Consider the following 14,727-nt stretch of genomic DNA (forward strand, 5'->3'; position numbering starts at 1 on the left):
ACCTGGCGGCTTCGTTCTGTCCGGTATGCGTCGATCCGGCGTGCCGGGATCGGGCGCCATGCCGTCTCAATGCATCATGTTGACGTTCATGTTGTGCAGCACCCACAGCGAACCCACGATCACGATGCCGATAATCAGCAACGAGAACAGGCCCACCTGCACGTTGGAACGCTGCTCGGGCGAGCGATCCATGTGCAGGAAGTACACCATGTGCACCAGCATCTGCACCGCGGCCATCAGCGAGATCACGATGACGGTGACACCCTTGGAGAACGCTCCGCTCATCACCATCGCAAACGGGATGACGGTGAGGATCACGGCCATCACAAAGCCGATCAGGTAGGACTTCAGGCCGCCGGCATGTGCGTCGGCAGCGGTTTCATGCGCGTGGTGATTGGCCATTACAGCGCTCCCAGCAGGTAGACGACGGTGAACACACCGATCCAGATGATGTCCAGGAAATGCCAGAACAGGCTCAGGCAGGCCAGACGCGTGCTGTTGCGCGGGGTCAGGCCGTTCTTGGAGATCTGGATCACCAGCACTGCCATCCACAACAGGCCGGAAGCCACGTGCAGGCCGTGCGTCCCCACCAGGGTGAAGAAGGCCGACAGGAACGCGCTGCGTCCCGGACCCGCCCCTTCGTGGATCAGATGGTTGAACTCCCAGACTTCCATGCACAGAAAGCCAATGCCCAGCAGCGCGGTGACGCCCAGCCAGGCGTACAGCCCGGTCATGTTGCGCTTGTGCGCGGAAATCATCGCAACGCCGAAGCTCAGGCTGCTGAACAACAGCAGGAAGGTTTCCACCAGCACGAACTTCAGGTCGAACAGCTCCTTGGCGGTCGGTCCGTCCACCGTGGCGCCGGAGAGCACCGCATAGGTGGCGAACAGGCCGGCGAACAGCAGGCAGTCGCTCATCAGGTAGACCCAGAACCCGAAGACGGTGTTGCCACCGGCATCGTGATGTTCGTGGTCGTCGTGGCCGCCCGCGTGGGCGGCGTGGTCTAGCGTGGTCGAGGAAGACATGGTCATACCACCTTCGCGGCCTGCGCCGCATGTTGCTGTTCGAGCAGGGCAAAGCGCGCGTTTTCGATACGCTCCACTTCGTCGGCCGGCACCCAGTAATCGATGTCGTCATCGAAGGTACGGGCGATGAAGCTGCCGATCATGCCGACCAGGCCGACGATGGCCAGCCACCAGATGTGCCAGATCAGACCGAAGCCCATCAGCACGCTGAAGGCGCCGATATACACGCCTGCACCGGTGTTGCGCGGCATGTGGATGGCCTCGTACTTGGACGGACGCACCCAGCCCTTGCCGTTCTGCTTGTCGGCCCAGAACTGATCGCGGTCGTCGATGTGCGGCAGCACGGCGAAGTTGTAGAACGGCGGTGGCGAGGAGGTGGCCCACTCCAGCGTCCGGCCATCCCACGGATCGCCCGTGTGGTCCATGTGCTCCTTGCGCTTCCACACGCTGTAACCGATCTGCACCAGGTTCAGGAAGATACCCAGACCGATGATCGCAGCACCGGCCGCGGCGACATACAGCCACGGCGCCCACTCGGGGTGGTTGTAGGTGTTCATGCGACGGGTCATGCCCATGAAGCCGAGCACGTACAGCGGCATGAAGGCCACGAAGAAGCCGATGATCCAGCACCAGAACGAGGCCTTGCCGATCTTTTCGTTGAGCTTGAAGCCGAACGCCTTCGGGAACCAGTAGGTCAGGCCGGCCAGGTAGCCGAACACCACGCCGCCGATGATCACGTTATGGAAGTGCGCGATCAGGAACAGGCTGTTGTGCAGCACGAAGTCCACTGCCGGGATCGCCAGCATCACGCCGGTCATGCCGCCGATGGTGAAGGTGATGATGAAGCCGATCGTCCACAGTACCGGCGAGGTCATGTGCACACGACCGCGGAACATGGTGAACAGCCAGTTGAAGATCTTCACGCCGGTCGGGATCGAGATGATCATCGTCGTGATGCCGAAGAAGGCATTGACGTTGGCACCCGAGCCCATGGTGAAGAAGTGGTGCAACCACACCACGAACGACAGCACGCCGATGCACGAGGTGGCGTAGACCATCGAGGTGTAGCCGAACAGGCGCTTGCGGCTGTAGGTGGCGATCAACTCGGAGAAGATGCCGAACGCCGGCAGGATCAGGATATAGACTTCCGGGTGACCCCAGATCCAGATCAGGTTGACGTACATCATGGCGTTGCCGCCACCGTCATTGGTGAAGAAGTGCGTGCCCAGGTAACGGTCGGCACCCAGCAGCGCCAGCGCCACGGTCAGGATCGGGAATGCGGCGATGATCAGGATGTTGGTGATCAGCGCGGTCCAGGTGAAGATCGGCATGCGCATCAGGGTCATGCCCGGCGCGCGCATCCGCATGATCGTCACGAAGAAGTTGATGCCGGTCAGCAAGGTGCCCAGGCCTGAGACCTGCAGCGCCCAGATGTAGTAGTCGACGCCGACCCCCGGACTGTATTCCAGCCCCGACAACGGCGGATACGCCAGCCAGCCGGTCTGGGCGAATTCGCCGACACCCAGCGAGATGTTGATCAGCGCCGCACCGGCCACGAACAGCCAGAAGCTCAGCGAGTTCAGGAACGGGAACGCCACGTCGCGCGCACCAATCTGCAGCGGCACGATCAGGTTCAACAGGCCGGTCATGAACGGCATGGCCATGAAGAAGATCATGATCACGCCGTGCGCGGTGAAGATCTGGTCGTAGTGATGCGGCGGCAGCACGCCTTCGCCGCCGTTACCTGCCAGCGCCTGCTGGGTGCGCATCATCGCCGCATCGGCGAAGCCGCGCAGCAACATGACCAGCGCCACGATGATGTACATCACGCCGATGCGCTTGTGGTCCACCGAGGTGAACCACTCGTTCCACAGGTAGCCCCACAGCTTGTACTTGGTGATGGCGCCCGCGATGAGCAGGCCGAGCAGGCCTGCACCACCGAGTGCGACCATGATGATCGGCTCGTGGTACGGAACCGCCTCGATCGTAAGTTTGCCTAGCATCACTTGTCTCCAGAAGTGCACATGGCAACCGGCTCTGCAGCCGCTGCCTGATGGTCGCCATGGCCTTTGTTATGGCCAGGACCATTCATGTATTTGTCGACGAGCGAGCGGAACATGCCGTCCTGCACCGACGAGTAGTAGGTGACCGGATACTGTTCCTTGTCGTTGCGGTTGGCTGCCAGCACCTGGTACTCGGCGGCGTTCAACGCGGTCGGCGATGCCTTGACCTTGGCCACCCATGCATCGAAGCCGGCCTGATCGACGGCATGCGCCTTGAAGCTCATCTTCGAGAAACCGTGACCGCTGTAGTTGGTCGACAGGCCGAAGTATTCGCCCGGCTCGTTGGCCACCAGGTGCAGCTTGGTTTCCATGCCGGCCATCGCGTAGATCATCGTGCCCAGGTGCGGGATGAAGAACGAATTCATCACCGTGTCGGAGGTGATCTTGAAGTTCAGCGGCGTATGCACCGGGAAGGCGATTTCGTTGACCGTGGCGATGTTCTGGTCCGGGTAGATGAACATCCACTTCCAGTCCAGCGACACCGCTTCGATGGTGATCGGCTTGACGTCCGAATCCAGCGGCCGGTAAGGGTCCAGCGCGTGCGAGGAGCGCCAGGTCAGCACCGCCAGCACCAGGATGATCACGCACGGGATCGACCACACCACCACCTCGATCGCGGTGGAGTGCGACCAGTCCGGCTCGTAGCGTGCCTTCGTGTTGGACGCGCGGTATTTCCACGCGAACGCAATCGTCATCACGATCACCGGGATGACCACGATCAGCATCAGCACGACCGAGGTGATCAGCAGCTGCTTCTCGTCGTGGCCGATCTGGCCTTTCGGATTGAGAATAGCCGAACTGCAGCCTGCCAACAGCAGGAACGGCAGCATCAGGCCTGGACGAAGTACACGCCCGAGATGTTTCAACGGAATCATCGGTCGATCCAAGTGCGAAGGAACGCCAGCCTCGTTCGTCGTATCCAGGTGGGACTTGTCCTGACGGCACGCTTCCTGAAGGAAGGCGGCCACGCAGACCGAAGACACGAGTTAGCTCCCTGATTTTAGACTTTGCTGCACCTGCACGAAACCCATCGGCAATGATCTGTCGCAATTAATGCGCACAAAACTGTGCGACATGTTGTCGCAGCGCTGCGCAGGACGACAAAGATGCAGCCGCGGCCATCGATTGCGGACGCCACGATGTGTGGCGTATATGGCCGGGCCAGCGGCAAGATGCGCGTGCTTCGGCCCAAACGCAGCTGGGCCGACCAATGGTCGACCCAGTGTTGAAGCAATGGTGCCGGAAATAGGAATCGAACCTACGACCTACGCATTACGAATGCGCCGCTCTACCAACTGAGCTATTCCGGCGAGCCGTGCATTGTAGGAGCGGAGCCGGTGCCCGGTCAATCGCCGCCAGGCGCCGCACTGCGTATCCCGGCCCCGGACCTGTGGACCATGGCCGGCGGAGGACGACCACCTGCAGCTGCGAAGCACCCGGGCTTGCGGCAGGGACCCGCCGCCGCAAGCAGCCCGGAGCGCCCGCTGTCAGCTGACCAGGCGCAACCGCAATTCCTTGGGCAGGGCGAACACCATCGATTCCGGCTCGCCTTCCAGCTCCGACACACTGCTGGCGCCCAGCTCGCGTAACCGCGCCAGCACGCCATCGACCAGCACCTGCGGCGCGGAGGCGCCGGCGGTCAGGCCGATGTGCTGCTTGCCCACGATCCAGGCCGGGTCGATCTCGCTGGCGTTGTCGATCAGGTAGGACTCCACCCCGTCGCGCCGGGCCAGCTCGCTGAGGCGATTGGAATTGGAGCTGTTGGGCGAACCGACCACCAGCACCAGATCGCATTGGCGCGCGAGATCGCGCACCGCGTCCTGGCGGTTCTGGGTGGCGTAGCAGATATCGTCGTGGCGCGGCCCCTGCATGGCCGGGTAGCGCGCACGCAGGGCCTCGATGATGCCCATGGTGTCGTCCACCGACAGCGTGGTCTGGGTGGTGTAGGCAATGTTCTCCGGCTGGCGGATCTGCAGCGTGGAAACCTGCTCGATGTCCTCGACCAGATAGATCGTGCCCGGGCCGCGTTCGCGGCTCCACTGCCCCATCGTGCCTTCCACCTCCGGGTGTCCGGCGTGGCCGATCAGCACCACGTCGCGGCCGGCCCGGCAATGCCGCGCCACCTCGAAATGCACCTTGGTCACCAGCGGGCAGGTCGCGTCGAACACCTTCAGCCCGCGGCGCTCGGCTTCCTGGCGCACCGCCTGCGAGACGCCGTGTGCGCTGAAGATCACCGTGGCGTTGTCCGGCACCTCGTCCAGCTCTTCGACGAAGACCGCGCCGCGCTGCTTGAGGTCGTCGACTACGAAGCGGTTGTGCACCACTTCATGGCGCACATAGATGGGCGCGCCCAGCGTTTCGATCGCGCGCTTGACGATCTCGATCGCACGGTCGACACCGGCACAGAAACCACGGGGATTGGCGAGCAGGACATCCATGGCGGGCATTCTACGGGAATGGGGAATGGAGGATGGAACCGGGCGATGCCGGTACGCCGCGACTTCAGCGACGATTCCTACTTCCGGATCCCCGCCTCCCGCTTGCCGGACCTGTCGAACAGGCCGAATACCGCGATGCCGATGGCGCCGCCCACGATTGCCGAGTCGGCGATGTTGAACGCAGGCCAAGTGTGGCTGCCGATATACCACTGGATGAAATCGACCACGTGGCCGTGCATCAGCCGGTCGATCACGTTGCCGATCGCCCCGCCGATCACCAGTGCATACGGCAACGCGCTGCGCCATTCGCCGCGCGCGGTACGCGACAGCCAGAACGCCAGCAGCCCGCTGATGCCCACCGCCAACGCAGTGAAGAACCACAGCTGCCAGCCGCCGGCATCGCTCAGGAAGCTGAAGGCCGCGCCGGTGTTGTAGGTGCGGTACCAGTTCCAGAAGCCGTCGATCACCGGCACCGGGGTGTACTCGGGCAGGCTGGACAGCACCCAGGCCTTGCTCCACTGGTCCAGCCCGACCACCAGTGCCGACAGCAGCAACCAGATCAGGGCGGAGGGTTTGGGGCGTTGACTCATGTCGAAAGATCGCAGTTGGTGGTGACTTCTCCGACGCCGGAGAAGATGCCTGGATGGCGTTGGGGATGGCGGTTAGCGGAACAAAAGCTGGAAGACAGGCGGGCAAGGATGGCATGGACGCCCGAGCCAGCCGCCCTGCCCCGCATTGCCGCGTGCGCCACGCTTCAGCAAGCGAGGGACTGCGGCGCCGGGGCCATCGACGGCAGCGGTGGCTGCCGATGAGGTCGCGCGCAGGCGCACGCCCGGCCCATCCGGGTCTCGATCACGCGTGGCAGGATCGGCCCGCCACGCGCAATCATGCGCACCCCATCAGAACCAGCGACGCTCCTCGCCGGGGCCTTCGATATTGCTGACGCAGCGGCTGCACAGTTCCGGGTGACGCGGATCGCTGCCCACGCTGGCCTGGTGGTGCCAGCAGCGCACGCACTTGGCCTTGCTGGTCGGCTGCGCGCTGACGAAGATGTCGTCGGTGCTGGCCGCAGTGACGGTGACATCGCCACTGATGAACAGGAAGCGCAGCTCCTCGGCCAGCGGCTGCCAACGCGCGGCAGTCTGTGCATCGGCAGCCACGGTGATCTCCGCTTCCAGCGCCGCACCGATCGCGCCGTTGGCACGCATCGGCTCCAGCACCTTGGCCACCTGCTCGCGCAAGGCCAGCAACTTGTCGACATCCGCACCGGTCAATGCAGCATCGGCCGGCAGCGGCGCCAGGCCGTCGTACCAGGTGGCGAACAGCACGTTGTCGGCGTGCTTGCCCGGCAGGTAGCCCCACAGCTCTTCGGCGGTGAAGCTCAGCACCGGTGCGATCCAGCGCACGAACGCCTCGGCCACGTGATACATCGCGCTCTGCGCCGAACGGCGGCCGCGTGCATCCTCGGCCATCGTGTACAGGCGGTCCTTGGTCACGTCCAGATACAGCGAGCCCAGATCCACGCTGCAGAAATTCAGCAGCGCCTGAACGATCTCGGCAAAGTCGTAGCGCGCATACGCGGCGACGATCTTCTCCTGCAGCTCGTGCGCGCGATGCACGATCCAGCGGTCCAGCAGCACCATGTCGTCCAGCGCCACCAGGTGCTGCAACGGATCGAAGCCATGCAGGTTGCCGAGCAGGAAGCGCGCGGTATTGCGCAGGCGACGGTACGCGTCGGCATTGCGCTTGAGGATCTCCTGCGACAGCGACATCTCGTTGCTGTAATCGGCCGAGGCGATCCACAGGCGCAGGATGTCCGCACCCAGGGTCTTCATGATGTCCTGCGGCTCGATGCCGTTACCCAGCGACTTGGACATCTTGCGGCCGTGCTCGTCCACGGTGAAGCCGTGGGTCAGGCACTGCTTGTACGGCGCCGCCTTGTCCATCGCCACGCCGGTCAGCAGCGAGGACTGGAACCAGCCACGGTGCTGGTCGGAGCCCTCCAGGTACAGGTCGGCCGGCTTGGGCAGGCCGCGGTCCACCAGCACCGCCTCGTGGGTCACGCCGGAGTCGAACCACACATCCAGGATGTCGGTGATCTTGTCGTAATCGGCCGCCTCGTCGCCCAGCAGTTCGGCCGCGTCCAGCGTGTACCACACGTCCACACCGCCCAGCTCCACGCGGTCGGCGACCTGTCGCAGCAACTCGGTGCTGCGCGGATGCGGCTCGCCGGTTTCGCGATGCACGAACAAGGCGATCGGCACGCCCCAGGTGCGTTGGCGCGAAATCGTCCAGTCCGGACGCCCGTCGACCATGCCGGCGATGCGTGCCTGGCCCCAGGACGGATACCAGTGCACGTTGTCGATGGCCGCCAGCGCATCGGCGCGCAGGTTGGCCTGCTCCATCGAGATGAACCACTGCGGCGTGGCGCGGAATGCGATCGGCGTCTTGTGGCGCCAGCAATGCGGATAGCTGTGCTCCATCTTGCTGGCCGCCAGCAGCACGCCGGTGTCGCGCAGCGCCTCGATGAGGATGTCGTTGGCCTTCCAGATGTGCAGCCCGGCCAGCACGGTCTCGCCCAGCGGCGGCGTCGACGGCAGGTACACGCCCCGCCCGTCCACCGGGTTGATCTGCGCAGCGCCATAGCGCTCGAGCAGGCCGTACTGCTTGGAAACCTGGTAGTCCTCCTGGCCATGTCCCGGTGCGGTGTGCACCGCGCCGGTACCGTCCTCGGCCGACACGTGGTCGCCCAGCAACAGCGGGATTTCGCGCTCGGCATAGAACGGGTGGTTCAGCAGCATCTGCTCCAGCGCCGCACCCTTGGCATGCCCGTGCACCACCACCGTGTGCACGCCGTAGCGCGCCAGCGCCTTGCCGGCCAGGGCTTCGGCCACCACCAGCCAGCGCGGCTGGCCGCGATCGGCGGGGCCTTCGACCAGCACGTAGTCCAGGTCCGCGCCCAGGCTCACCGCCAGCGACGCCGGCAGCGTCCACGGGGTGGTGGTCCAGATCGGCACCGCCACGCCCACGCCCGCCGGCAGGCTCGCGCCGAATGCAGCAGCCACGGCCGCCGGATCGCGCGCCGGATAGGCGATATCCACCGTCGGCGACACCTTGTCGGCGTATTCGATCTCGGCCTCGGCCAGCGCCGAGCCACAGTCGAAGCACCAATGCACCGGCTTGACGCCGCGGGTCAGATGGCCGTTGTCGACCACCTTGGCCAGCGCACGGATCTCGTTGGCCTCGAAGCGGAAATCCAGCGTCTTGTACGGGTTGTCCCAGTCGCCGATCACGCCCAGGCGCTTGAAGTCGCGCCGCTGCAGGTCGATCTGCTCGGTGGCGTATTCACGGCACTTCTGGCGGAATTGCGCCGCATCCAGCTTCACGCCGACCTTGCCGTACTTTTTCTCGATCGCGATCTCGATCGGCAGGCCGTGGCAGTCCCAACCCGGGATGTAGGGCGCATCGAAGCCAGCCAGGTACTTCGACTTGACGATGATGTCCTTGAGGATCTTGTTGACCGCGTGGCCCAGATGGATCTGGCCATTGGCATACGGCGGGCCGTCGTGCAGCACGAACAGCGGGCGCCCGGCCGCATTGGCGCGCAGTTGCGCGTACAGCCCCTCGCGCTCCCAGCGCTCCAGCATCGCCGGCTCGCGCTTGGGCAGGTCGCCGCGCATCGGGAATTCCGTCGCGGGCAGATGGAGAGTGGCTTTGTAGTCTTGGGTCACAGGTCTCTACCGTTGCGCTGCGTTGTCTGAAGTGTCTGCACTTACATGTGCAGACGTTTGCGAGGAACTCGCATGTCCATTGTCCGCACACGGATGTGCGGGCTCCTGCGAGGGACTCGCATCATAGGCGGGCTGTTGCGAGGAACTCGCGTGTGTCGCAGAAACTGCATGCCTGTCCAGCACCGCACGCGCCTGCTCGGCATCGCGGTGCATCTGCACCGTCAGCGCGTCCAGGCCGTCGAACTTCTCTTCGTCGCGCAGCTTGGCGACGAATTCGACGGCAATATGCCGGCCATACAGATCGCCCTGGAAGTTGAACAGGTGCGCTTCCAGCAGCGGCTCCACGCCGGCCACCGTCGGCCGCGTGCCGAAGCTGGAGACCGACGGCCACGGCCGCTCGGCCACACCATGCACCCAGGTCGCGTAAATACCCGACAGCGCCGGCGTGCGCGGAAACCGCAGATTGGCGGTCGGATAGCCCAACGTGCGTCCAAGCTGCTTGCCGCGCACCACCCGCCCGCCAATGGCATACGGCCGGCCAAGCAATTGCCCGGCGTGCGCGAACTCGCCTGCACCCAGCAACTCGCGGATGCGCGTGGCCGAGATGCGCTCACCGTGCAGATGCACCGGCGCGATTTCGCCCGCCTCAAAACCGTAGTGCGCACCGAGCGCGCGCAGCAGGCCGATATCGCCACCACGCCGATGGCCGAAACGGAACTCCGGGCCGATCCAGACCTCCTTGGCGCATAGCCGGCCGACCAGGGCCAGCCGTACGAAATCCTCGGCGCTCATCGCCGACAGGCGGCCGTCGAAACGGATCATGCCCACGCTGTCGGCACCGAAGCCGTGCAGCCCTTCGATCTTGGCGCGGGCCAGGGTCAGCCGGGGTGGCGGCGCGGCCGGGGCGAAAAATTCGCGCGGCAGCGGCTCGAAGCTCACCGCCACCGCCGGCACGCCCAGCGCGCGCGCGCGCGCGACTGCGTGCTGCACCAATGCCCGATGCCCCAGGTGCAGGCCATCAAAGGCGCCGATGCAGACCACGCTTCCGTGCGGGAACAGCGTCCCGCCCTCGACGTCTCTAAACAGCCTGCTCATTCCTCGATCCAAACAGATGCCGGCCTGCCGGCCGACCCTCGTTGATGCATAACCCGCAAGTATAGCCGTGCCTGTCAACCCGCATGGGCGCCGCCCGGCCGGTGCCGCGCCCAGCTGCGCCCCGGAAGCGGGCAGGCGATTGCGCGCCCGCCTGGCCCGGCATCAACTCCCACCGTCTGACCGATGGCTCTGCACCCGCGGCCGACTTGGCAGGCGACTAGCCTTCGCGCAGATGCCGCGGCCGCAAACCGAGCGCCACCTGCGCCACCAGATAAGTCGCCCCGCCGCTACCGACCAGCACTGTCAGCCATCCGATGCGATCCCACTTGTCCATCACGGTGAACGATGGCAGCCACCACAGCAGGCTCAACAGCACCGCCACCATCGCCGTGCACGCCAGCAGCAGGCGCAGCGCATAGCCTGCCCAACCCGGCCGGCGCTGGTAGACGCCGGACTTGCCCAGCCAGTACCACAGCAAGCCCAGGTTGAGGTAACTCGACAGCGCGCTGGCAATGCCCAGCGCCAGATGCAGACCCGGCTGCTTGCCCAGCGCCTGCATCACGCCCTGCGCCTTGAGCTCGGGCGGCACCATGACCTGGTAGACCACCGCCAGCAACACGAAGTTGAACACCATGTTGGCGATCAACGCCGCCACGCCGGCCCGCACCGGGGTACGGGTGTCCTGGCGGGCGTAGAAGGCCGGCAGCAGCACCTTGAGCATGGCGTAAGCCGGCAGGCCGAAGCTCAGGCCATAGACCGACATCGCGGTCATCCGCGTATCGAAGGCAGTGAACTGACGGTACTGGAACAAGGTCGCCACCAGCGGCTCGGCCAGCAGCAGCAAGCCGAGCATTGCCGGCACTGCGATCAACAGCGTGGTGCGGAACCCCCAGTCCAGCGCGCCGGAGAACGCACTGCGGTCGGTCTTGACGTGATGGCGCGCCAGCGCCGGCAGGATCACCGTGCCCAGCGCCACCCCGAACACGCCCAGCGGCAGCTCCAGAAAGCGGTCGGCCAGCGACAGCCACGACTGCGAGCCATCGGCCAGGCGCGCGGCGATGACCGTGTCCAGCATCAGGTTGATCTGCGCAATCGACGAACCGAACAGGGTCGGGATCATCAAGGTCAGCACCTTGCGCACGTCCGGATGCGTCCAGCTCCAGCGCGGCAGCGTCAGCAGATCGATGCCTCTCAAGGCCGGCAGCTGAAACAGCAACTGCAGCGCACCGGCCACCAGCACCGCCCAGCCCAACGCCAGGATCGGCACCTCCAGCCGCGGCGCCAGCCACAGGGCACCGGCGATCATGCACAGGTTGAGGATCACCGGCGTCAGTGCCGGAATCGCAAACCGCTGAAAGCTGTTGAGGGCCCCGCCCGCCAGCGCGGTCAACGACACGAACAGCAGAAACGGAAACGTCAGCCGCAGCAGATCCACCAGCAGGCCGTACTTGTCCGGATCGGTGGCCGCGCCATCGGAAAACACCGACGCCAGCTGCGGGGTGAAGATCAGCCCCAGTGCGGTGATCACAAGCAACATGCCACCCAGCGTGCCGGACACCCGCGACATCAGCTCGCGCAGGTCCGCATGCGGGCGGGTTTCCTTGACTTCGGTGAACACCGGTACGAAGGCGGTGGCGAACGAGCCCTCGGCGAACAGGCGACGCAGGAAATTGGGGATCCGGAATGCCACCCAGAACGCGTCGGTCACCGCATTGGCGCCAAAGGTGGTGGAGATCGCCTGGTCGCGGATCAGGCCCAATACCCGCGACACCATGGTCATACTGCTGAATGAGAGCAGGCCTCTCAACATGCCGGGCTTGCTCACGCAGCCTCCCTCTTGACAACTGACTTGACGTACATAACTAAGCCCATCATACTTTCCCGCTTGCTTTTTCCACTACACCGATTTTTCAGGAACCCACCACCGTGGCCAATATCAAGTCCGCCAAGAAGCGCGCCAAGCAGACCGTTGTGCGCAATGAGCGCAACACGGGCCAGCGTTCGATGCTGCGCACCGCCGTCAAGAAGGTGATCAAGGCCCTTGACGCCAACGATGCTGCAGGCGCCGAAGCTGCTTTCGCCGTCGCTCAGCCCATCCTCGACCGTTTCAGTGCCCGTGGCCTGATTCACAAGAACAAGGCTGCGCGTCACAAGAGCCGTCTGACCGCTCGTATCAAGGCCATCAAGGCCGCGTAAGCGCGCCGTGTCGGCATCACCGCAGGCCTGGCTTGCGGTGGCATAGAAAAACCCGGCCTTGGCCGGGTTTTTTGTGTGCCTGCGCATGCGCTCAGCCGGCATTGCGTGCCTCGAGCTCGTCCTCGCGCTGACGGTCGAAGAAGGCCATGACGTCCTTCATGATCGGGAAGGTGCCATCGCGACCCAGCGCCGAGACCAGATACCACGGCGCGGTCCAGCCCAGTTCGGCCACGATCGTCTCGGCCGCGGCGCGCGCCTCGTCCTCGAACATCAGGTCGGCCTTGTTGAGCACCAGCCAGCGCGGCTTCTTCAGCAATTCGGGATCGTGACGTTCCAGTTCGCGCTCGATGGTGCGCACCTGGTCCACCGGCGACGCCTCCACGCCACCATCCATCGGCGAGATGTCCACCAGATGCAGCAGCAGGCGGGTGCGCTGCAGATGGCGCAGGAACTGCGTGCCCAGCCCGGCACCGTCGGCCGCGCCCTCGATCAGGCCCGGCACGTCGGCGATGACGAAGCTGCGATACGCCTCGACACTGACCACGCCCAGATTCGGATACAGGGTGGTGAACGGATAGTCGGCCACCTTCGGGGTCGCCGAGGACACCGCGCGGATCAGCGTGCTCTTGCCCGCGTTGGGAAAGCCCAGCAGGCCGACGTCGGCCAGCAGCTTCAGCTCCAGCTTGAGCAAGCGCTCCTCGCCCTCTTCACCGGTGGTGGACTGGCGCGGCGCACGGTTGACCGAGCTCTTGAAATGCATGTTGCCCAGGCCGCCCTTGCCGCCCTTGGCCACCAGCAGGCGATCGCCATGCTGGGTCAGGTCGCCGATGACTTCGTCGGTCTGCACGTTCATCACCACGGTGCCGACCGGCACCACGATGATGCGGTCTTCGCCACCCTTGCCGTAGGCCTGGCGACCCATGCCGTTCTCGCCGCGCTGCGCCTTGAAGGTGCGCTCATGCCGGAAGTCGACCAGCGTATTGACGTTCTCGTCGGCCACGATCCACACGCTGCCGCCGTTGCCGCCATCACCGCCGTCGGGCCCGCCGAGCGGGATGAACTTCTCGCGGCGAAAGCCGACACAGCCATTGCCGCCATTGCCGGCACTGACCAGGATTTCTGCTTCGTCGACTAACTTCATGAGATTTGAGATTCGTAATTTGGGATTGGTAACACCACCGCAGGACGCCGCTAGGCCGCTGCGGAAACAGCAGGAAGCAGCGGTATCAGGACTATCGAGATCCGCCGTTGCGAATCCCCAATCCCGAATCCCCACTCCCGGCCGTCAAACGAAAAACCCCGCAAAAGCGGGGCTTTCCGTCTCGTCCACCGGGCAGCGATGCCTGGCGGACTGGCCTGCATGGAGCGGGCGATTACGCCTCGGCAACCACACTGACGGTACGACGCTTCTTCGGGCCCTTGGTGGAGAACTCCACCTTGCCGTCGACCAGCGCAAACAGCGTGTGGTCACGGCCGAGGCCGACGCCGGCGCCCGGATGAAACTGGGTGCCGCGCTGACGCACGATGATGTTGCCGGCATCGATGGCCTGGCCACCGAAGATCTTCACACCCAGGTACTTCGGGTTGGAATCGCGACCGTTGCGCGAGGAACCTACGCCTTTTTTATGTGCCATGACTGGTTCTCCTTACTTCTTATCGCCACCGGCAATGCCGGTGATCTCGATTTCGGTGTAGTACTGACGGTGTCCCTGACGCTTCATGTGGTGCTTGCGGCGACGGAACTTGATGATGCGCACCTTGTCGGCGCGGCCATGGGCCACGACCTTGGCGGTGACCGAGGCGCCCTTCAGCGCATCGCCCAGCTTGATGCCATCGCTATCGCCCAGCATCAGGACGGTGTCGAACTTGATCTCGTTGCCAGCTTCGACTTCGAGCTTTTCCACGCGGAGCGTTTCGCCCTGCGCGACGCGGTATTGCTTACCGCCGGTTACCAGAACTGCGTACATGACCAGGTTTTCCTCTGTAGTTATTATGGTCGCACTGACGTGCCCTAGGGCAGACAGGAGCGGGATTGTACGGGCTGACGGGGTTTGGGGTCAACCTGCCGGGCGCCGGGCCGCAGCCATGCCCGATCCACCCGTGCAACGCATCATCCGGCCGCCACAGCGGCCCGGTCAGACTGGCATTTGGGGCAATTGCCCTCACCTAGGTCGGCGGG

Annotated in this window: 13 protein-coding genes and 1 tRNA gene; 1 reads left to right on the forward strand and 13 read right to left on the reverse strand. The window is 64.7% G+C overall.

Annotated elements, in window-relative coordinates:
• Window positions 1–66 precede the first annotated feature (66 nt).
• The 10 genes from cyoD to murJ form a co-directional block, all read right to left on the reverse strand.
• A complete protein-coding gene (gene cyoD / locus EO139_RS14940) occupies window positions 67–402 on the reverse strand; it encodes a cytochrome o ubiquinol oxidase subunit IV (protein WP_006450195.1) in 336 nt (111 codons plus the stop codon).
• Window positions 402–1,031 carry a cytochrome o ubiquinol oxidase subunit III gene (cyoC, locus tag EO139_RS14945; protein ID WP_180496907.1) on the reverse strand — a complete coding sequence of 210 codons (630 nt, stop codon included), beginning with the start codon at window positions 1,029–1,031 and terminating at the stop codon, window positions 402–404. The genes cyoD and cyoC overlap by 1 nt, the downstream gene beginning before the upstream one ends.
• A complete protein-coding gene (gene cyoB / locus EO139_RS14950) occupies window positions 1,028–3,028 on the reverse strand; it encodes a cytochrome o ubiquinol oxidase subunit I (RefSeq protein ID WP_104582446.1) in 2,001 nt (666 codons plus the stop codon). Before cyoB ends, cyoC begins: the two co-directional genes overlap by 4 nt.
• Window positions 3,028–3,963: a ubiquinol oxidase subunit II gene (cyoA, locus tag EO139_RS14955; RefSeq protein ID WP_104650267.1), complete on the reverse strand. Its 936-nt coding sequence runs from the start codon at window positions 3,961–3,963 to the stop codon at window positions 3,028–3,030. Before cyoA ends, cyoB begins: the two co-directional genes overlap by 1 nt.
• A gap of 359 nt (window positions 3,964–4,322) precedes the next feature.
• Window positions 4,323–4,398, reverse strand: a tRNA-Thr gene (locus tag EO139_RS14960).
• A gap of 177 nt (window positions 4,399–4,575) precedes the next feature.
• Window positions 4,576–5,526, reverse strand: coding sequence for a 4-hydroxy-3-methylbut-2-enyl diphosphate reductase (gene ispH / locus EO139_RS14965; RefSeq protein WP_104582444.1), 951 nt, complete (start codon window positions 5,524–5,526; stop codon window positions 4,576–4,578).
• Between the two features lie 77 nt (window positions 5,527–5,603).
• Entirely contained in the window at window positions 5,604–6,116 is a 513-nt protein-coding gene (gene lspA / locus EO139_RS14970; protein WP_104582443.1) for a signal peptidase II, read from the reverse strand.
• Window positions 6,117–6,425: 309 nt separating this feature from the next.
• On the reverse strand, window positions 6,426–9,257 hold the full coding sequence (gene ileS, locus EO139_RS14975) for an isoleucine--tRNA ligase (protein ID WP_126947472.1): 2,832 nt from the start codon (window positions 9,255–9,257) through the stop codon (window positions 6,426–6,428).
• A 6-nt stretch (window positions 9,258–9,263) separates the two neighbouring features.
• On the reverse strand, window positions 9,264–10,352 hold the full coding sequence (locus tag EO139_RS14980; RefSeq protein ID WP_126971287.1) for a bifunctional riboflavin kinase/FAD synthetase: 1,089 nt from the start codon (window positions 10,350–10,352) through the stop codon (window positions 9,264–9,266).
• A gap of 217 nt (window positions 10,353–10,569) precedes the next feature.
• Window positions 10,570–12,162: a murein biosynthesis integral membrane protein MurJ gene (gene murJ / locus EO139_RS14985; protein WP_126971468.1), complete on the reverse strand. Its 1,593-nt coding sequence runs from the start codon at window positions 12,160–12,162 to the stop codon at window positions 10,570–10,572.
• A 116-nt stretch (window positions 12,163–12,278) separates the two neighbouring features.
• On the opposite strand from murJ, the gene rpsT reads away from it, so the two are divergent.
• Window positions 12,279–12,548: a 30S ribosomal protein S20 gene (gene rpsT / locus EO139_RS14990; RefSeq protein ID WP_002807888.1), complete on the forward strand. Its 270-nt coding sequence runs from the start codon at window positions 12,279–12,281 to the stop codon at window positions 12,546–12,548.
• A 91-nt stretch (window positions 12,549–12,639) separates the two neighbouring features.
• Here rpsT and obgE read toward each other — a convergent pair whose 3' ends face one another.
• From obgE to rplU, 3 genes are all read right to left on the reverse strand, one after another.
• Window positions 12,640–13,689 carry a GTPase ObgE gene (obgE, locus tag EO139_RS14995; protein ID WP_104582439.1) on the reverse strand — a complete coding sequence of 350 codons (1,050 nt, stop codon included), beginning with the start codon at window positions 13,687–13,689 and terminating at the stop codon, window positions 12,640–12,642.
• 232 nt (window positions 13,690–13,921) lie between these two features.
• Entirely contained in the window at window positions 13,922–14,182 is a 261-nt protein-coding gene (gene rpmA, locus EO139_RS15000; RefSeq protein WP_003484326.1) for a 50S ribosomal protein L27, read from the reverse strand.
• A 12-nt stretch (window positions 14,183–14,194) separates the two neighbouring features.
• Window positions 14,195–14,515: a 50S ribosomal protein L21 gene (gene rplU / locus EO139_RS15005; RefSeq protein ID WP_016901712.1), complete on the reverse strand. Its 321-nt coding sequence runs from the start codon at window positions 14,513–14,515 to the stop codon at window positions 14,195–14,197.
• Window positions 14,516–14,727 lie beyond the last annotated feature (212 nt).

The organism is Xanthomonas sp. BRIP62411, assembly GCF_003993525.1.
In the GTDB taxonomy this organism is placed as follows: Bacteria; Pseudomonadota; Gammaproteobacteria; order Xanthomonadales; family Xanthomonadaceae; genus Xanthomonas; species Xanthomonas euroxanthea.

Coding starts and splice junctions, on each gene's coding strand:
- cyoD (WP_006450195.1), bottom strand. CDS start 402: ATGGCCAATCACCACGCGCATGAAACCGCTGCCGACGCACATGCCGGC.
- cyoC (WP_180496907.1), bottom strand. CDS start 1,031: ATGACCATGTCTTCCTCGACCACGCTAGACCACGCCGCCCACGCGGGC.
- cyoB (WP_104582446.1), bottom strand. CDS start 3,028: ATGCTAGGCAAACTTACGATCGAGGCGGTTCCGTACCACGAGCCGATC.
- cyoA (WP_104650267.1), bottom strand. CDS start 3,963: ATGATTCCGTTGAAACATCTCGGGCGTGTACTTCGTCCAGGCCTGATG.
- ispH (WP_104582444.1), bottom strand. CDS start 5,526: ATGGATGTCCTGCTCGCCAATCCCCGTGGTTTCTGTGCCGGTGTCGAC.
- lspA (WP_104582443.1), bottom strand. CDS start 6,116: ATGAGTCAACGCCCCAAACCCTCCGCCCTGATCTGGTTGCTGCTGTCG.
- EO139_RS14980 (WP_126971287.1), bottom strand. CDS start 10,352: ATGAGCAGGCTGTTTAGAGACGTCGAGGGCGGGACGCTGTTCCCGCAC.
- murJ (WP_126971468.1), bottom strand. CDS start 12,162: ATGTTGAGAGGCCTGCTCTCATTCAGCAGTATGACCATGGTGTCGCGG.
- obgE (WP_104582439.1), bottom strand. CDS start 13,689: ATGAAGTTAGTCGACGAAGCAGAAATCCTGGTCAGTGCCGGCAATGGC.
- rpmA (WP_003484326.1), bottom strand. CDS start 14,182: ATGGCACATAAAAAAGGCGTAGGTTCCTCGCGCAACGGTCGCGATTCC.
- rplU (WP_016901712.1), bottom strand. CDS start 14,515: ATGTACGCAGTTCTGGTAACCGGCGGTAAGCAATACCGCGTCGCGCAG.